Source organism: Dapis hubbardiae BLCC-M172, from assembly GCF_050016015.1.
Taxonomy (GTDB): Bacteria; Cyanobacteriota; Cyanobacteriia; order Cyanobacteriales; family Microcoleaceae; genus Trichodesmium.
The window spans coordinates 23,430-42,510 of the sequence record NZ_JBNHEQ010000095.1 but is presented as its reverse complement, the minus strand read 5'-3'; the positions used below and the strand labels follow the sequence as shown (position 1 = coordinate 42,510).

Sequence of the window (19,081 nt, the reverse complement as noted above, 5' to 3'; positions counted from 1 at the left end):
GAATAGATTTCATTTCGATTTTTAAATTGAGATTTTTTCGGGGAGTAGGTAGTAGATCAGATAGACTAAGGGAAAATTGCCTAAGTCTGGCTGTTCTATCTGTGGGAAAATATGACCTATATCTATAACGTTATAGTTTTGCTCAATAGATTTCATTTCGATTTTTAAATTGAGATTTTTTCGGGGAAGTAGGTAGTAGGTCTGGTAAATTCAGAAAATTTCCTCTGTTTTGCTTTTCCCTCTTGGAGAAAATCTGAGCTAATTTCTAGCACTATAGTTTATAGCACTGTAGACTCAGAAGAGTAATATGGCATTTTAGTAACTTTACAGTCAAAATAGAAGTAATCATTGATTAGTTTTGATGAAAACATCATACTAACTTCAAAAAAATAAGACTTTCAGTAACCCCATATCACTAACTACTGAGTATTTTTCTAATGTGGATGAAATAAACCAATACTATAAAATTCTAGAACTTGAACCTGGTGCTTCTCTAGAAGAAGTAAAAGAAGCTTACCGAGATTTAGCTTTTGTCTGGCATCCAGATCGCTTTATCCACAATACTCGTCTACAAGCAAAAGCCCAAACTCGTCTGAAAGAGATTAACGAAGCTTACCGTAAATTGCGGTATTTTTTAAGTGATTCTCAACAGCAAGTTCCTACAACAAGACCAACTCCTAGTCAAACAAAACCTACACCACGTCGCCCTCCATCTTCTCCTAACCCCTCGACTCCTCCTCAGTCTCCTCAAAGACCACAAAATTATAAAAAAGATAATTATGGTTCTCAGCAATATGTTCAGACATCTGCTCGTCAGCCATATTCAACAACTTCTGATATTCCTTGGGGTAGCTTAATTGGTACTTTCCTTTTTTATGCTATGACTGCTTGGGTGTTGGTTATTTCTAAAGCTCCTGTCTGGAGTTGGGCAGTAGTTGAAGGTGTGGCATGGATGGGAATGACTGTTTTGGCAATTGAGGGGTCAAGTTCCCAGAGGTGTTGGGCGATCGCCATGTTAGGTGCTGGAGGTGGAGCAGGTTGGATAGCTGGAAATTATGTGGGGGGTGTGGCAACTGCTTTAGCATGGGCTATGGTGGGATGTAGTCTGGGGGTTATTGCTGGTACTGAACCAAAGGCCAGAACTGTTGCTGCTGTAGTTACTATTGGTGGAGTAATTGCTTTGGTGGGGTTTTTGGCTGGCAATGGGGCTGAAAATATATTGCTGGTTGTGGTTGGTTCAATTGTTTGGGCTGCTGGAGGATTTGTTTTTGGGACAATAGTTGATGCTGTGATTGGTTCAAAGACCGGTACTGGTGTTGGTAATATGTTGGGCTTTGTTTTGGGGGCTTGGGTTGGTGCTTGGTCTGCTGCTTGGAATTCTGCTCGGTCTAAGAAGGTGGCGATCGCTTTGGTTAGTGCTGGACCTGATATTATTATTGGGTCTTGGGTAGCTATTGGTATTGTGGCTGGAGTAATTGCTCAAATGGTGGCTGGAGAAAAGTTGATAGAGTTGTTTAATGGCTTTTTTACTTTTTTGATTTTGGCTATTATTTCTGGGTTAGGTTTGGGTTTTGGTTGGTGGCTTTCGACGAGCATAATTTAGAATTTAGAATTAATGAAAGTGATTTTTTGTAATAAGTTCATAAGTATATAACTATAGTAGTTTAACTTAAAAATGAGACGTTTTTAAGTCTGAAACTCCCTCATAGCAAGAAAGCTTTGTCTCAATCTAAAGTGAAATGACTATAAAATTAATTACACATCCTATTTAGTCCCCTTGCCTATTCCTACACTTCTCACACTTCCCACACTTCCCGGACTTTCCCAGTGCCTCTGTCAACTCAAATTTTAAATTGACTTTTTTCCTTCTTTTAATAATTGTTCAAACTTGGATGTAGGCAATGGTGCGCTGAATAAATAACCTTGAATTTCGTCACATTTGTGTTTCCGAAGAAAGTCTAATTCTGCTTGGGTTTCTACTCCTTCAGCAACTACTCTTAAATTTAAACTATGAGCCATTTGAATAATTGCTATTGTAATTGCTTCTGTCTTGCTATCTGCAATTATATTACGAATAAAACTTCTGTCTATTTTAATCACATCAAATGGAAACTCTCTGAGATAACTTAAGGATGAATATCCTGTACCAAAATCATCTATTGATATTTTAATTCCACACTTTTGCCATGATTTCATCATTCTACTTGCAGCTCTTTCGTTTTGCATAACTAAGCTTTCTGTGACTTCTAATTCTAGGTGATTAGGTTTTAAATCTACTTCTTCGAGAATTTTAATAATTCGTTCTTGCAGATTTTTCTGAACAAATTGACGCCTAGATAAGTTAACTGCTATTTGGAATGGTAAAAAACCTGCTTCTTGCCAAATTTTTGTTTGATTACAAGCAGTACGCAATACCCATTCTCCTATGGAAATAATTAACCCTGTTTCTTCTGCTAAGGGGATAAATTCTGCTGGTGAAATCAAGCCTTTTTCTGGATGATACCAACGAATTAAAGCCTCTGCTCCAGTAATTTTACCAGTCATAAGATTAACTTTTGCCTGATAATAAACTTGAAATTCTGAGCGTTTTAAAGCATTACGCAAATTGGTTTCTAAGGCTAGTTGTTCTAGAGAAATTACAACTGCTTCTGACTTATGCAATTGATAATTATTTCCTCCTTTTTGTTGAGCATGATACATTGCTGCATTAGCATTTTTTAGCAGTTCATCTACTTCTATATTATCTAATGGATAAAATGTAATTCCTATACTAGCAGTAATATAAACTTCATACCCTTCTAAAACCATTGGTTGAGAGATTATATCTAAAATAGATTGAGCTACATTAATAGCATCTTGTTTTTGTTCTACTGGCTTCAGAATTATGGCAAATTCAGCAGCTTCTAAACGAGCTAACATATCAATACCAGTAATATAATCTTGAATTCTTTTCGCCATATTACATAACACCAACTCTCCATTTTTACTACCCAATGTTACTTTAATTCTATTAATTCGATCTAAGCTAATATAGAAGATAGGTATTTTGGGAAAATTTTGATATTTATCAGATTTTTTGATATTACATAAATCTTCTAAACTAGCTTGATTTTTCTGGGATAAAATTTCATTTAGTCTGGCTCTAAATAAAGAACGATTTGGTAATAGAGTTATTGGGTCATACTGATGCCTTTGCAGAGCTATTTCAATTGTTAAATGTAAGTTTCTTTCTTCAAAGGGTTTAACAATATAACCAAAAGGATTTGTTGCTTTTACTCTTTGTAGAGTTTTATTATCGGTGTAAGCTGTCAAGAATATTATGGGTATTTGTAAGTTTGACTGAATTTGTTCTGCTGCTGTTACTCCATCCATTTCTCCTTGTAACATTACATCCATTAATATTAAATTGGGTTGCTTTTCTGCTGCCATTAAAATTGCTTCTTCGCCGGAAGAAACAATATCAACAACTGTATATCCCATGGTTCTCAGACTATCTGCTAAATCTTCAGCAATAATACTTTCGTCTTCAACAATCATAATTTTTGATTTTGACATTATTTATGCACCTGTATAATTTATTATTATTTAGGGATTAGGAAGTAGGGGAGTCAAGAGTAGTTAGGAGGAACATATAATTATAAAGTAATAAGGTTTCCTACGGAATGCTGCACAAATAGATAAGATTAATTAGGGAGTAGGGGAGTCAAGAATAGTTAGGAGGAACATATAATTATAAAGCAATAAGGTTTCCTAGGAAATACTGCGCAAACAGGTAAGACTAAAACTCCGATAGTATGGAATTGTTAGAGTACCTCTTGAGATTACAAAACTACAAAAAAAATCTTTAACTGAACTGTATTATACCAATTCCCATGCATTATTGTTATACTTGGGCGGTACTTCAGTTATTAACTGATCGAGACAATCAGAATTATTTTTTTGCTGATTTTAGTTAGTTTAATATTAATTATTCTTATGTTTGCTTCTCCGGTACGGACGTTGCATCCAAGGTCCCTACACTCCCCTACTCCCCTACTCTGAAATAGATAAAGTTTTTGAGAAATGGTATTATCTATGGACTAATTTAGTTTCTTATAAATCACTAAGAGACTGTTTGTAAAAGGAATATTAAATCCAGGCGTAGGGTGGGGAGGGTGAGGCGACCATAACCATCAATCGTAACCAAAATTTAACTTTTCGCACCCCACCCACCGAACATTAAGCTCTCTGGCCGTCTTAATCTTTAGTTTACAAACACTCTCTAAAGCCTCCTTCCCTGTTCCTTAAAAAGTTATTTTAAAAACTGTTCCTACTGCATTAACTCTCTCAATTTCTCCCTTAAGTTGTCTTACTAATGAGAAAACTAAACGTAATCCTAAAGAACCAGAATTTTTATAGTCTAAACCTTCTGGAAAACCAATGCCATTATCACCAACTTGGAGAATAAATTTATTTTCATTATTATGATCATAATTTAAATCTATAAAAATATCTCCTAAAGATTCTTCTGGAAAAGCATACTTAAGAGAATTAGAAACAAGCTCATTAATTATTAAACCACAGGGAACTACGGTGTCAATATTTAAGAAAACAGGAACTACTTTGACATTTAATTTTACTCCTCTTGTTTTAACTTCATAAGCTTTGAATATATGAGAAGCTAGGTTGCGAATATATTCACTAAAATCAATTCTGGATAAATCTTTTGATTGATAGAGATGTTCGTGAACAAGAGCCATCGATCTAACTCTGTTTTGACTCTCTTTTAGCATTTCCATAACATTTTCATCTTCAATATATCTTGACTGTAATCTTAATAAACTAGAAATTACTTGTAGATTATTCTTCACCCGATGATGAATTTCCTTTAAAAGTACCTCTTTCTCTGCTAAGGATGCTTTAATTTGTTCCTCATTTCGTTTCCGTTCTGTAATATCACGAATTACAGCTTGGATAACTCTATTTTTGAATGACTTTTTCTCTCCAGAAATATCTCCTACTTTCATGGCAGTTAACAAAACTTCTACTGGAAATTCTGAATTATCTGTTCTCTTAATAATCCACTCAAAATGATTATTCCCTTTACATATTGCTTTAGCTATTTTTCTTTTAAGTAACTGTTGTGATGGTTGCCCATTTTGTTGATATTCTGGATAATAATCTGTTAATTTGCTTGTCAAAAATTCTTCTTTTTGATTCAAACCAAACATAGTTAAAGTAGCACTATTACAATCAATAAATCCTTTTTCATCTAGTAGAATTACAGCATCACTTGTCGCTTCATAAAGACTCCGAAACTTTCTTTCAGATTCTTTGAGTGAAGTAATTAATTTTATTTTCATTGCTTCTGCTTGTTTCCGATCGCTAATATCTATTCCCACTGAAACTACTGCTTTTCCTGCATCATATTTCTGAAGTACAATTAGATAGTTTTTTACATTACCATTAACCTTTGTTTCAACCTCCTGAGAGATTTGTTGTTCTGAGCTAGCAAAAAATTCATTAATAGATTTAACGAACTCTGAACTACTTCCCAGAAAACCTATTTCTTGACCAATAAATGCTTCTGTATGTAAATTAAAACTACCTGCTAATTTCTTGTTTACCCCTATATATCGTAAGTCTGAACTAATCCAAGAAATGAACCAAGGTACAGCATCCAAAACTGCTTGTAGCTGGTCTTTAGCTTTTTGGAGAGCTTCTTCTGATTTTTTCTGTTCAGTTATGTCTGTAGCGGTACCAATAACACCTTGAAAATTTCCAAATTCATCTTTTAAAGTAATTGCATTAAAGTTAAGATATACAGGATTTCCGTCTTGGCGTTTATGGATTGTTTCCCACTGAAAAGTTGATAAATTGTCTCGATCAAAAATTGGTATTGGTGTAATTTTTTCTACTTCTTCTTGATAAATCAAATCTGTTAGGAAACGACCTATGATTTCGGCTGGTTCATAACCATAAATATGTTTAGCTGCTTGATTAACAAAAGTAAAACGCCCCTGAATATCCAGAGACAAAATTAAATTTTGGGAAGTTTCTACTAGATGCCTATATTTTTTCTCACTTTCTGCTAATGCTTTTTCTACTCGCTTTCGTTCTAGGACATTAATAAACATTTCTCCCATAATTCTTAATAGAGCAATAATGTCTTCTGACCAGTTTTTTTCTTCTCTAACTGAGTCGAAACCTAAAAATCCGATGGAAATGCCACAATATGTCATTGGTACAACAATTAGAGATTTTATGGATTGGGAGCGCAAAATTTTTTTAGTCATACATTTTTCTTTTGAAAGTTTAGCTGTACTGGGAATATAAATTGTTTCTAGCTTCTGTATTTCCTCTTCCCATTCTCCTAATGCTGTAATTGGTATTTGTTTTCTTTGTTGAATTTGTGGCTTAATTCCCGTGGCACACCACTCGTAATTATTATTGATATAGTTACCTGTTTCATCCAATAAAAATACATAGCTACGATCGACTCCGCTAAAGGTTCCTATCCATTCGAGAGCTACTTGAATACCTTGATCAATTTCGTCGGGGGCTAAATTAATAAAGTGGGTTGATAGAGTTGTAATTAATTCTTCAAAATTTAGTCTATATAGTAGTTCTTCTCTCGCTTGTTTGTGTCTGACAATTTCGTCTATAAGTTCTTCATTTGATGCTCTTACCGCAGATGTTCTTTCTACAACTTTTGCTTCTAGTTCTTGTTGAGTTTTATAGAGTTCTAATTTGGTAATTTTGCTGTCTGTAATATCAATATTAATTACTCTTAATATTTCTATTTTACCCATTTCCGAAATTTGGGGATTTACTCTAGTTTCATATCTGATATCTCCTGCTTCCCAAAACCATTTAACTTCATTTTTACCCATTGCTAACTTGATTTTATCCAAGATTTCTTGATTTTCTTTGTATAGTTCAAAAATGGAATATCCGACTAAGTTTTCTGGTATTATTCCTGGTTGTTGTGGTTGACCTTGTGCAAAAGTAAATATACCTTTGCTATCTACTTCCCAAATAATTATAGATGCTTGATTAATTATTGTTTCTAAACGTAATTCACTTTTTTGGAGAGCATTTTTAGTACACTGATGTTCTGCTTTCTCTTTTTTTAATTCTTCTGTCAACTGAGCTATATTTTGCTCTAATTTTTTAACAACACTATACATCATTGACATTGATTTTAGGGAAGGATAATATTTCAAAAAATAACTTAAAATGGCATAATCATAAATGTTTAATTTGAAGCTTTCCTGATTTAGCTGCAAATTAAAGTCTTTATTCTCAATCTACTAAGTTATATATTAGCAAGCTATATTTATTCTATAATAAAGCTTTGATTAAATAAATTCGTGAAATACACAAACTTTAGGCGTTGCTGATTTTAGGTATAATTTTTTGGGAAATGGTAATTGCCTAACTCCTAAGGTAAGCATTTCCTCGTAACTAAAAAGTATGTTAAATATAATATTTGACAAATTCTTAGATTTCATAGCTTGATTCACCAAGGTCTGGATAAATTTGGAAAAAGTGTTTAAAAATTGTGAGTAATTATATTATTCTAAAATAATTGGCTAATCTAAAATTATAGCAAACAGCCCAAATAGACAATTACCGAAATATTGTGGTTTAAAGCCTCCCCTTGGATAGGGGATAATAAATAAAAATTTTCCTGTTCGTCAATCCTATCCATTTTCAAGGAGAGGTAATTCGCGCATTCTTAATTCGCGCATTCTTAATTCTTGAACTGATTTTTTGGTCTCAAGCCTCAGATGAAAAAAATCAACTTCAGTATTTCAAGCATAGGACTTTAGCTGAAAGCACTGTTTGGCTCCACAATATCAAAAAGGAAGTTCCTCCAAAAGAAACTAACTAATAACTGATAACTGAAATGACCTTAATAGAATCAAGCAGACTAAAGTTTACTAATGATATAAATATCTGTCGCATTTTGAATGGAATTTGGCAAGTATCAGGCGCTCATGGACGTATTTCTCCAAAAGCTGCTATTCCGAAGTATGTTTAATTATATGGATGCGGGTTTTATTACTTGGGATTTAGCAAGATCATTATGGTCCAGCGGAGGACTTTATTGGAGAATTTAGGCGACAACTAATAAATAATAGGGGAGTAGAAGCTTTATCTAATTTACAAGCTTTTACAAAGTGGGTGCCAAGACCTAATAAAAATGACTAAAAAGTTGGTTGAGCAAAATATTGATATTTCTCGCAAAAGAATGAATTTGGATACTTTGGATTTAGTTCAATTTCACTGGTGGGAATATCAAAATAAAAATTATTTGGATGCTCTTAATTATATGGCGGAGCTTCAGTCGGAGGGAAAAATTAAGCATCTGGCTTTAACTAATTTTGATACTGAACATTTGAAGATTATTATTGAAAGTGGAATTAATATAGTTTCCAATCAAATGCAATTTTCTCTAATTGACCGCTGTCCTTTGGTGGAAATGGTAAATTTTTGTCAAAAGCATAATATTAAGCTTTTGGCTTATGGTATATTATGTGGTGGTTTATTGTCAGAGAAATATTTAGACTCGTCGGAACCTCAAAATAGAAACCTTGATACTGTTAGTTTGAGAAAGTACAAAAATATGGTTGATATGTGGGGAGGTTAGAGTCTATTTCAAAAACTATTAAATTTGCTCAAAAAATTTGCTGACAAGTATAAAGTTAGTATCTCAAATGTGGCAGTTCGCTATATTTTATAACAGCCAAATGTTGCAGGTGCAATTGTCGGAGCAAGGCTGAGTATTTCATAAAATTTTCAGGATAATTATCGCGTATTTAATTTTAATTTAGATGTAGAAGATTAGGAACAAATTAATTATTTAACTTCAGAGTGACGGGATTTGTTTAAGTTAATTGGTGACTGCGGTGATGAATATCGATAATAATGGATAATTGATAGACTCGCCTTACTGAACTAGCCTTTTTATATTAATTTTTTCAGCTTGCTTTATACTTACAAATAATACTTACAAAAGGATTTGAAAATATGTCTGATTCATTTACTTCAGAAATTAGCGATCGTATTTGTTCTCACATGAATGAAGACCATCAAGATGCGGTACTTTTGTATGCTCAAAAATTTGGTAGTTCTGCCAATGCTACAGCAGCAAAAATGCTTTCTATTGATGCTCAAGGTATGAATTTAACTGCTGAAGTTAGTGGGGAAAGTTTACCTGTAAGAGTTGAGTTTGACCATACCTTAAAGGATGCCGAAGATGCCCATCATACTCTTATTGATATGCTTAAAAAAGCTCGTATTCAAAAATGAGAGATGAGCAATTTTACGAATAAAGTCTCAAAACTCTTGCGCAATAGTTAAATTAATTATCAATTCAATAGAAGTTGGACGTTTCGCTGCCCTGCTAACTTTATCTAAAATCTAAAAACTGTTGCGCAATAGTTAAATTAATTATCAATTATAGCGCTAGGCAATAGGCAATAGGCAATAGGCAATAGCGGTGCGACCCCGCGTCGCCGATAGGCGCAAGGGAATGCTGACCAAGAGAGGGAACGCGCACCAAGAGAGGGAATAGTAAACTGTCAAAGGGTTTTCCTAGGTCATGCTGCGCAAACAAGATTTAGAAATGTCAAGAGCCTTAATGCGTAGCGCTATAAAAAGGAAAACTAACTTTTCCTCTAAGTTGAGTCTTTCCAGAATGTTGAGACTCTACTATTGCGTATAGAGCAATAGTGATGAATATTTTTTTGATTTTGGATTAATAAATTAGCTGCTTTTGATTTGTCTGGAGCGATCGCTCAATTTCTGAAAAAGGAAAGGTAGGTTGCTCTGAGGTGAGTCTTTCTAGATGTGTGAAAATCTACTATTGCGTATAGAGCAATAGTTATTTCATTTGCTGAAGCTCTCGGAGGTGGGTGGTGAAATTTTTCTCTTTAATATTGGGAATAGAACCAGATTTTTTTCATTTGCTGAAGCTCCCAGAGGGTGATGAAAATGTTCTCTTTAATATTGGGAATAGAAACAGATTTTTTTCATTTTTTGAAGCTCCCGGAGATGGGTGGTGAAAATTTTCTCTTTGATTGCCGAAACAGCAGTAGTCATTTCATTTTTTTCAGCTCCCAGGGGGTGATGAAAATGTTCTCTTTAATATTGGGAATAGAACCAGATTTTTTTCATTTGCTGAAGCTCCCAGAGGTGAGTGATGAAAATTTTTCCTTTTATTCCGGATAGAGCAAGAGTCAGTCCAGTCGGAAATTTTCACTACTCACTTCCTCTAGTTGGGTGCTTAATAAAATGAAGATATTATTGCTCTTAACGCAATAATCAGAAATTTTGACTCCCCTACTCCCCTACTCTCCTACTCCCCGACTCCCCGACTCCCCGACTCCCGTACTCCCGTACTCCCCGACTCCCCGACTCCCCGACTCCCCGACTCCCCGACTCCCCGACTCCCTAATTCAAAATAGACCCTCCCATCATTTTCTGATACCGCAACTCCAACTCCCTCTTCAACAAAGGCAAACTATTCAAACTTTCATCCTCCTCCATCACCCGAAAAGCAGCACCCCGCGCCAACTCCAAAACCTCCTGATCCTCAACCAAACTCGCCAAAGCAAAATCCGGCAACCCCGACTGCTTAGTTCCCAACACTTGCCCAGGCCCCCTCAAACGCATATCCATCTCAGCAATAAAGAACCCATCCTGAGACTGCTCCAAAACATTCAAGCGTTCCACAGCATCCGTCGAACCTGCACCCCTCATCAACAAACAATAAGACTTATGAACACCACGTCCAACCCGTCCCCGCAACTGGTGTAACTGAGATAAACCAAATCTTTCCGCATTCTCAATCAACATTACCGTAGCATTTGGTACATCTACCCCTACTTCCACCACAGTTGTAGATACTAAAATCTGAGTTTTATTATTCCGAAATGTACTAATAGCTTGGTCTTTTTCCGCACTGCTCATTCTGCCATGAAGTAAACCTATTTGAAACTCTGGAAAAACTTTTTCTGCTAATTTTTTATGTTCTTCTACGGCAGATTTTACATCCAATTTTTCGGACTCTTCAACTAAGGGTAAAACTATATAAACTTGTCTACCTTGAACAATTTCTCGGCGGATTAAATCGTAAGCTTTTTTACGTTGTCTACCAGTCAAAGTTGTTGTTTGAATTGGTTGTCTTCCTGGTGGAAGTTCGTCTATTTGGCTAACATCTAAATCTCCATGTAATGTCAAAGCTAATGTTCTGGGAATGGGAGTAGCTGTCATTGCTAAAAAGTGGGGAGATTCTCCTTTTTGTTGTAATTTTGCTCTTTGTTGAACGCCAAATCTATGTTGTTCATCTATTACTACTAAGCCTAATTTATTAAAGTTGACTGTATCTTGAATTAGAGCATGAGTACCGACTAATACTGGTAATTCTCCGGTCTCAAGTTGAGCATGAATTTCTCGACGTTTTGCTGTTTTTGTCGAACCTGTTAATAGTTCAACTGGCAAATGTAAGAGATTAAACCAACTCACTAATTTACGATAATGTTGTTCTGCTAATACTTCTGTTGGTGCCATTAAAGCAGCTTGATAACCAACTTGAATTGCGGCTAACATGGCGACTACTGCTACTACTGTTTTTCCTGCTCCTACATCTCCTTGTACTAATCTTTTCATTGATTCTGGTTTTTGTAGGTCGTTGAGAATTTCATTGACTACTCTTTTTTGAGCATTGGTTAATTGAAATGGGAGTAGTTCATAGAATTTATTAATGAGTTTTCCTGTGACTGGTAAAGCTATTCCTGTTTCTGTTGTTTTTTGCAGTTGCCGACGTTTTAATAATCCTAATTGTAGGTAGAAAAATTCATCAAAAACTAAGCGACGACGTGCTGCTGCTAAACAATCTCTATCTATAGGGAAATGAATGTTTTTAATGGCGTTTTTTAAGTCTATTAATTGATATTGATGCAGAAAGTTTTCTGGTAATGTATCTGATAATTTTTCTGCTGTTGGTAAAGTTGTAAATATTGCTTTTCTGACAACATCTGCTCCTACTCCATCTGTTAATGGATAAACTGGTACTAAACGACCAATTTTCATTGATTCAATTTGACTACCTTCGCTATCAAGAACTTCTATTTCTGGGTTATCTAAATTTTTGCCATATTTGTTTTCTTTTACTAAACCTGAAGCAGCGACTGTTGCACCGACTGGATAGAATTTTTTTTGCAGCATTTGCCAACCTTTATTACTGAATCTAGGTCCGGCAAAAAAGCGACTAATTTTGATTTGCCCTGTGGCATCTATGAGGGTAAGTTCGAGAATAGTTAATTTCTTATTTTTAGGACTAGAAAAACAGTTAAACCTTTTAACTTTGCCGATTATAGTAACAGTTTCTCCGGGTTCTAAGTCACGAATATTTACTTGGCGAGCATAGTCTATATGGTCTCTTGGATAATAATAAAGTAATTCTCTAACTGTAGATAATCCTAATGTTGCGAGGCGATCGCTGTTTTTAATTCCGATACTTTTTACTTCTTTAAGTGGTTGTTGTAATTCTAGGTTATTGGTAGATTTTTTGGAAAAGTTAGAAGTATTTTTCTGTATTGTTGCAGTTACTTCGATAGGATGTACTTCTGGTGTATTTTTCTCTTTTTGTCTGGCACAGAAAGACTGCATTTTATTTAAAAAATGCTGGGTTTTTTCTAGTAAAGATTGTCGTTCTTCTCTGGTTATTTCTGGATAAGAAGCAAATCTTTTAGACAGTTCCTGAAATTGATTTTGATAAGCTTTTAATGTTATTGGTGGTTTACTTAAACTAATACTCAAAAAGTCATTAAATATATATTGTTTACCTTGGATATTTTGAAATCCACGTTCTGCTTCTACCCATAAAGCTTTTTTTAGTCTTTCCCAGTCTATCGTTTCTTTTTCATTATTCATGGCATTATTAGGAATGTAGAATTTAGAATTCAGAATTTAGAATTAAAGAATTTAGAATTGGTAAATTAATCTCACAAAATGCAGAGTCTAAAATTATAGCACTACCCAAATAGGTAATGTAGAATTAATAATTTAGAATTGGTGAATTAAAGAATTTAGAATTCAGAATTGGTAAATTAATCTCACAAAATGCAGAGTCTAAAATTATAGCACTACCCAAATAGGTTAGGAAATTTATAAATGCTGAAACTTACTCAGAGATTACTTTTAACTTTTGACTATAAATTCTGAATTCTGAATTCTCAATTCTCAATTCTCAATTCTTTAGTCTTCATACCAACTAGAACGCCATGCTGACTCAGCTTCTATTACAGATTTTTCCCATTGCTTTTTACGATATTCCCGTTGCAGTTGACTAAGCTTTCCCAAAAGATTACGAATTTTATTGCGCCAACTCGTGACATTAATATCAGTAAATTCTATTTCAGATAACCGCAGATTTATTGCTGTGATTCGAGTAACTTTAGGATCATCATCATCTAAATCTTCTGCTTCAATCAACAAATTTAATAAATTAGGTCGCCCACCTAGAGAAGTATCACCTGATTCCATTTTTGTTGCAGCTTCTAAAACTTTTTGTGGTATTTTTTTTGGTAGTATTTCTGATTTATGAAGTATAAAGTTTATCTGATGAGAAAGTTTTTTGAATATTTCAGGTATTTGCTTTTCTATATTTTCTTGCCAAGGTATTAATATATCTATATTATCCAATTTATCAATAATGTTTTCTGGAGAATTTAGGATTTTTTCTGCTTCAGTTTTATTTGGGATATCTTCTGTTTTATCTACCACTTCTTGCTTCTTCTCATTAGTGGTTTGTGACAATGTTTGACTAGAGAATAATACAGAAGAATCAAATTCTATGTCTTTTTTTTCGTCTTTTAGTTGGGTTACTACTTCTTGCTCTCCCTCGTCTTCTTCATTCAGAAGACTCATCATTAATTCTGCTGCTGAAGTTTCATCTAACTTTTGGCGATATTCTGGATTTTGCTCCAATAATTCTTGTAATTCTTGAACTCCTATTTTTACTCTTTCTCGCAACTCTTCCTGCATTTTTTGTCGCTGAGAAAATGATAACTTCAGAAATGCTTCTGGGTATGCTTGAGTACATATATGATAACTAGCAAAAATTAATTGTTGGCGCATTCCTTGCCCCAAAGCTTTTAAATAACCCTGATATGTACTATAAAATTCCTTGGCAATATCGGCGATCGCCTCTTCAATTTTTTGCAAATCTTGTCCTATTTTTCTAATTTCTCCCACTATACCCAATTATATTTATACATCGACAATTAAAAATTAAAAATAAACAGAATTGTCTCTGCTATTTTTAATTTTTAATCGTTTTTATTTAATCAATTATTTCTTTCCAGTTTGTGCTGCTACTTCTTCAGCAAAATTACTTTCTTGTTTCTCAATACCTTCTCCTAAAACAAATCGAGTAAAACGACGTACTTGAATATTTTCACCTAATTGAGCAATAGTATTTTTGACCAACTCCGCCACTGTAATATTTTGGTCTTTAATATAAGGCTGATCCATTAATGTTAATTCTTTCAACCGCTTTTCTATTCTTCCCTGAACTATTTTTTCCCTAATATTTTCCGGCTTTTTACTGAGGTCTTCTCTACCCATTTCTATAGATTTTTCACTCTCCACAAATGCAGTAGGAACATCATCAACTGATACATATTCTACCTGTGGACAAGCTGCTATTTGCATAGCAATATTTTTCACTAAATCTTTGAATGCCTCATTCCGGGCAACAAAATCTGTCTGACAGTTTACTTCTACTAAAACACCAATTCTGCTGCCTGTATGAATATAACTCTCAACCAGTCCCTCTGCTGCTACTTTACCCTCAAGTTTTCCTGCTGAAGCAATACCTTTTTGTCTGAGCCATTCTGTAGCTTTATTAATATCACCATCAGTTTCTTTCAGGGCTTTTTTGCAGTCCATCATACCTGCGCCTGTTTGTTCGCGCAACTCTTTAACTAACTTTGCAGATATTTCCGCCATCTTTCATTATTTCCTTTATTTGCAGTACAATTTAATTATTATAGAGTTGTCGCTAAAGATTTTGAAAAAATCTTCCATATATCCATATACTAGAGATAGAAATTAGTGAACTACCAAATAGCTAAAAGAGCTTGTTTCTTGGTTCTGGTAATTGAATGGTTGATTTTTCTATAGGAGGAGTCCTCTATTTTATCCTTTAATTTACTAATGATATTGGCATTGGTAAATCAAGAGATAAATTTCTGGGAACAAATAAATCCAATCTTTTAGTTTCTTTCTATAATTTCTCTTTCTCCAAGCCTACAATTCATCCCATAAATATGCACCAATATGATACCACTGATGGTGGTGCATTATGATTATTTTGCTCATAAGGCAAGATAGTAAGAGTATCTTGCTTCATTCCTAATAATTGCTCATCGCTACATAGCATATACTATAGCAATCCTCCGCATATTCGTGGCAAAAATCTTACTGCTTTTTAGGGAACAGGGAACAGACAGGAGTTTCAACTTTTTTATTGACTTTTTAATTTATCACAACCTATTTAGGATTGCTATATGTACGACAACACTCTCTTTGCCTTTTTTGTTTGAGCTATTCTAGAGCCTTATTCATACTACCATTATTTTCTTTTAGGGATTTTTTACACTAGATCATACCTGCCCTTGTCTTTTCCCACAGTTATTTAACTAACTTTACAGATTTTCCACTATCTTTTTCCCAGTTTGTGCTGCTACTTCTTCAGCAAAATTACTTTCTTGTTTTTCAATACCTTCTCCTAAAACAAACCTAATAAAACGACTTACTTGTATTTTTTCACCTAACTGAGCGCTAGTTTCTTTAATCAAATCTTCTACTGTCTTATTTTGGTCGCGGATAAAAGGTTTATCCATCAAAGTTAACTCTTTTAACCGCTTTTCTATTCTTCCCTGAACTATTTTTTCTCTAATATTTTCCGGCTTATTACTCAGGTCTTCTCTACCCATTTCTATACATTTTTTACTTTCTACAAATTCCGTGGGAATATCATCAACTGAAATATATTCTACCTGTGGACAAGCTGCTATTTACATAGCAACATTTTTAACTAATTCTTTGAATGTCTCATTCCTGGCCACAAAATCTGTCTCACCGTTTACTTCCACTAAAACACCAATTCTGCCACCAGTATTAATATAACTCTCAACTAATCCTTCTGGTACTACTGGTATTGGAGGGCAATAATCAAGAAATTTCTGTTTCAGCCATTCTGTAGCTTTATTAATATCCCCATTAGTTTTTGTCAGAGCCTTTTTGCAGTCCATCATACCAGCGCCAGTTTGTTCACGCAAATCTTTAACTAACTTTGCCTATATTTCCACCATCTCTTTTCATTTATTATTTGAGTTTCCTAACTCCAGGTAGGATTTTTAGAAATAATTTACGCTTTATTTTATCCCCAAAAATCCCACCTATGCTACTCAAAAATATTGCCGGAGTTTGTTATTCTTCTTCCTGACTTTCCTCTGATGATTCCTCTTGATTAGTATCATCTAAGTCAAAATCTCCTTCAGCTCCCTCATAATCATCTTCATAATCTTCGTAATCTTCATAGTCTTCTTGATAATCTGTTTCGAGTTGACCATGACGACCTTCATAAATAGCATCAGCCAATTTGCCTAATATAAGTTTAATTGACCGAATAGCATCATCATTTGCCGGAATCGGAATATCTACTTGAGTAGGGTCACAATTTGTATCTAATAAGGATACAATCGGAATATCCAACTTCTGACATTCTTGAACAGCATTATACTCTCGTCGCTGGTCCACCATAATTACCCCATCAGGGAGGCGACGCATATTTTTAATCCCACCCAGATATTTTTGTAGTTTAGCCATTTCACGACGAAGCACTGAAGCTTCTTTTTTCGGCAATAAATCTAGTGCCCCACTATTCTCACGACGCTCCAGGTCTTTCAATCTTTCTACACGAGTCTTAATAGTAGTCCAGTTGGTTAGCATTCCACCCAACCAACGTTGGTTAATATAATAACCTCCGCATCTAGTGGCTTCTTGAGCGATAATACCAGCAGCTTGACGCTTGGTACCAACGAATAAGAATTTTTTTCCTTGTTCTGAGGCCGTTCTGATATAATTATAGGCTTCATCCATTAATTGAGCTGTTTGAACCAGGTCAATTATATGAACACCATTACGCTCAGTAAAAATATACTGGGACATTCTTGGATTCCAACGACGGGTCTGATGCCCAAAGTGGACTCCTGACTCTAATAATTGAGCCAAACTAACAACTGGCATGATTTTATCTCCTATTCGGGTTAATCCTCCATCCAGGTGTATTCCCAGAAATTTATAATCTGTAGAACACCCGATTACCCAGATGTGCGATTTTAGACAACTTTTCTAGCTTAACATATAAATTCCTACCAATACTACTAATAGACCAAACTGAATGATTGCTTGGCAAATTTGTTAATTGACCCAGATCTTACGACTTTCAAAAAAGAGCTTATTTTAAAGACTTTAAAACATAGTGATCGACAGCAGAAATATCATTGCTTTTTGAATAGAATTTGTTTATGTATGAGTAAACATCACTGGATGTATAAATGAAGCCCTTAAATCTACCGATTAAAATTTGTTCAGGGCGGTATTTTTCCAGTAATTCATATATTTTATCTTGAGTTAGTTGACCTGTCTTTATGCGCTTAGTAGAGAAAACCGCTATTTCCGGAGGAACAAGTAAATCTGCATAAAAGCCATAAATTGGAACATCTGTAAATAGCCATTTAGTTGAATTGTTATGTTCTAATAGACGATTTACAATTGCAAATTCTGGTTCATAGTTTGTTTGAAGACTAGGAATATCTTTTGAAACTTTAGGTTTGAGTGTCAATAATGCAAATATGATTAAAATTAATGAAATACTTGCCCAAAAATAATTTCTTAATCTAAATTCTCGGTAGTTAAATAAACTAGCTCGTTCTTTAAAAAGGTCAAACAATGGAACAGATGCATAAGCTGCCAACCAAGCCATAGGAATAGCAATGAGACAATAATGATGAGGCCATACTGGTTTGTGATTTAGAAGAAGCAATGTTCCTGCTCCTAGCCATGCAACTGGAAATAGACCTTCCCATTGATGCCTAACAAAAACTATTAATATACCGAAAATAGCTAAATAAAATAGATCGTAATCTTTATTAATGATGACTTGACTTAGCTTTTCAAAACCATTTTTAATGGGAAATGCAGTTTTAATTTCCTCTCCAAAATGAGTGCCAAAAAGCTGTTCATAGCTTAACTCATTAAATAATAATGAAACAATTAAGAAAATAACAACTAAACTTATTATCCAAAGTAATAAAGGGTAAATCAATTTACCTTTTGGTTTATGATTTGATTCATAATTAATTTTCTTTATATCAAAGATAAAAAGTAAAATAATTGGGCTTAAAAAAACTGTAAAAAATTTAGTTTTTAAAGACAATGCAAAAAGAACACCAGAAATAATCAATAAATATTTTTGTTTGCTCTTTTTGTAAATAAATATAAAGTAAATAGAAATGACGGCTAAAGATAATGAAGGAATTCCGATCATAACAGCACTACTAAATCTAATAAATCCTGATGAAGCAGCCAATGATATTGCTCCAATAAAAGCCGGGAATATTCCTAAAGAAAGACGAATAGTTTCAAAGAAAAACCATATTAGTAGTGCTGAAAAAATTACGGTTAAAAGGCGTGCCAAAAAAACAGATTTTCCAACTATATTAAACCAGAATGAAAGCAGTGCTGGGAAAAAGAAAGGCTGATCGCTCCAAATATCTGTCTGCGGTGAATAACCTTGCATATAGAGTGAAGACCTCATTAATTGAAGTCCTTCATCAAAATTAAGTTGGAATTCTTCCTTTAAGGGAAGAATCATAGGTACGATTATAATTGCTAATACTAGATACAGTAGAAGCAAAGATATGTAAAATACTTTTTTTTATCATCATTTTCGAGTTATAAATTTGATGCATCAACTTAACTTAAACTCTTACAGCAATCCAAAATTATTTATAATAAT

12 protein-coding genes and 1 pseudogene are annotated in these 19,081 nt (G+C 34.1%); 4 read left to right on the top strand and 9 right to left on the bottom strand.

Annotated features, from left to right (window positions below; translation table 11 throughout):
* Positions 1-439: 439 nt before the first annotated feature.
* On the top strand, positions 440-1,603 hold the full coding sequence (locus ACP6PK_RS09305) for a J domain-containing protein (protein WP_426559370.1): 1,164 nt from the start codon (positions 440-442) through the stop codon (positions 1,601-1,603).
* Positions 1,604-1,848: 245 nt separating this feature from the next.
* Here the strand turns inward: ACP6PK_RS09305 and ACP6PK_RS09300 are convergent, their stop codons facing one another.
* Both ACP6PK_RS09300 and ACP6PK_RS09295 read right to left on the bottom strand, forming a co-directional pair.
* The gene (locus ACP6PK_RS09300; RefSeq protein ID WP_426559369.1) at positions 1,849-3,555 is read right to left on the bottom strand and encodes a putative bifunctional diguanylate cyclase/phosphodiesterase; all 1,707 of its coding nucleotides are present in this window, start codon (positions 3,553-3,555) and stop codon (positions 1,849-1,851) included.
* A gap of 728 nt (positions 3,556-4,283) precedes the next feature.
* A complete protein-coding gene (locus ACP6PK_RS09295) occupies positions 4,284-7,178 on the bottom strand; it encodes a PAS domain S-box protein (protein WP_426559368.1) in 2,895 nt (964 codons plus the stop codon).
* Positions 7,179-7,891: 713 nt separating this feature from the next.
* On the opposite strand from ACP6PK_RS09295, the gene ACP6PK_RS09290 reads away from it, so the two are divergent.
* The 3 genes from ACP6PK_RS09290 to ACP6PK_RS09280 all read left to right on the top strand — a co-directional run bounded on the left by ACP6PK_RS09290 (position 7,892) and on the right by ACP6PK_RS09280 (position 9,297).
* Positions 7,892-8,026: a hypothetical protein gene (locus tag ACP6PK_RS09290; RefSeq protein WP_371357430.1), complete on the top strand. Its 135-nt coding sequence runs from the start codon at positions 7,892-7,894 to the stop codon at positions 8,024-8,026.
* A gap of 162 nt (positions 8,027-8,188) precedes the next feature.
* The gene (locus tag ACP6PK_RS09285; protein ID WP_426559367.1) at positions 8,189-8,635 is read left to right on the top strand and encodes an aldo/keto reductase; all 447 of its coding nucleotides are present in this window, start codon (positions 8,189-8,191) and stop codon (positions 8,633-8,635) included.
* Positions 8,636-9,015: 380 nt separating this feature from the next.
* Positions 9,016-9,297, top strand: a complete 282-nt coding sequence (locus ACP6PK_RS09280; RefSeq protein ID WP_426559366.1) for a DUF2470 domain-containing protein — start codon at positions 9,016-9,018, stop codon at positions 9,295-9,297.
* A 1,143-nt stretch (positions 9,298-10,440) separates the two neighbouring features.
* Here ACP6PK_RS09280 and recG read toward each other — a convergent pair.
* The 7 genes and pseudogenes from recG to ACP6PK_RS09245 all read right to left on the bottom strand — a co-directional run bounded on the left by recG (position 10,441) and on the right by ACP6PK_RS09245 (position 18,937).
* The gene (recG, locus tag ACP6PK_RS09275; RefSeq protein WP_426559365.1) at positions 10,441-12,924 is read right to left on the bottom strand and encodes an ATP-dependent DNA helicase RecG; all 2,484 of its coding nucleotides are present in this window, start codon (positions 12,922-12,924) and stop codon (positions 10,441-10,443) included.
* Between the two features lie 324 nt (positions 12,925-13,248).
* The gene (locus ACP6PK_RS09270) at positions 13,249-14,247 is read right to left on the bottom strand and encodes a hypothetical protein (protein WP_426559364.1); all 999 of its coding nucleotides are present in this window, start codon (positions 14,245-14,247) and stop codon (positions 13,249-13,251) included.
* A gap of 96 nt (positions 14,248-14,343) precedes the next feature.
* Positions 14,344-15,003, bottom strand: coding sequence for a translation elongation factor Ts (tsf, locus tag ACP6PK_RS09265; RefSeq protein ID WP_426559363.1), 660 nt, complete (start codon positions 15,001-15,003; stop codon positions 14,344-14,346).
* A 307-nt stretch (positions 15,004-15,310) separates the two neighbouring features.
* On the bottom strand, positions 15,311-15,436 hold the full coding sequence (locus ACP6PK_RS09260; protein ID WP_426559362.1) for a hypothetical protein: 126 nt from the start codon (positions 15,434-15,436) through the stop codon (positions 15,311-15,313).
* A 265-nt stretch (positions 15,437-15,701) separates the two neighbouring features.
* A pseudogene (tsf, locus tag ACP6PK_RS09255) lies at positions 15,702-16,337 on the bottom strand (translation elongation factor Ts).
* A 151-nt stretch (positions 16,338-16,488) separates the two neighbouring features.
* Positions 16,489-17,307, bottom strand: a complete 819-nt coding sequence (rpsB, locus tag ACP6PK_RS09250) for a 30S ribosomal protein S2 (RefSeq protein WP_426559361.1) — start codon at positions 17,305-17,307, stop codon at positions 16,489-16,491.
* A 211-nt stretch (positions 17,308-17,518) separates the two neighbouring features.
* The gene (locus ACP6PK_RS09245) at positions 17,519-18,937 is read right to left on the bottom strand and encodes a glycosyltransferase family 39 protein (RefSeq protein WP_426559360.1); all 1,419 of its coding nucleotides are present in this window, start codon (positions 18,935-18,937) and stop codon (positions 17,519-17,521) included.
* Between the last annotated feature and the right edge of the window lie 144 nt (positions 18,938-19,081).

Bases quoted from the DNA above. Each gene is read 5' to 3' on its own strand.
- ACP6PK_RS09290 (WP_371357430.1), top strand. From the start codon at position 7,892: ATGACCTTAATAGAATCAAGCAGACTAAAGTTTACTAATGATATAAAT.
- ACP6PK_RS09245 (WP_426559360.1), bottom strand. From the start codon at position 18,937: ATGATTCTTCCCTTAAAGGAAGAATTCCAACTTAATTTTGATGAAGGA.
- tsf (WP_426559363.1), bottom strand. From the start codon at position 15,003: ATGGCGGAAATATCTGCAAAGTTAGTTAAAGAGTTGCGCGAACAAACA.
- ACP6PK_RS09295 (WP_426559368.1), bottom strand. From the start codon at position 7,178: ATGTCAATGATGTATAGTGTTGTTAAAAAATTAGAGCAAAATATAGCT.
- ACP6PK_RS09300 (WP_426559369.1), bottom strand. From the start codon at position 3,555: ATGTCAAAATCAAAAATTATGATTGTTGAAGACGAAAGTATTATTGCT.
- ACP6PK_RS09260 (WP_426559362.1), bottom strand. From the start codon at position 15,436: ATGCTATGTAGCGATGAGCAATTATTAGGAATGAAGCAAGATACTCTT.
- ACP6PK_RS09280 (WP_426559366.1), top strand. From the start codon at position 9,016: ATGTCTGATTCATTTACTTCAGAAATTAGCGATCGTATTTGTTCTCAC.
- ACP6PK_RS09285 (WP_426559367.1), top strand. From the start codon at position 8,189: ATGACTAAAAAGTTGGTTGAGCAAAATATTGATATTTCTCGCAAAAGA.
- recG (WP_426559365.1), bottom strand. From the start codon at position 12,924: ATGAATAATGAAAAAGAAACGATAGACTGGGAAAGACTAAAAAAAGCT.
- rpsB (WP_426559361.1), bottom strand. From the start codon at position 17,307: ATGCCAGTTGTTAGTTTGGCTCAATTATTAGAGTCAGGAGTCCACTTT.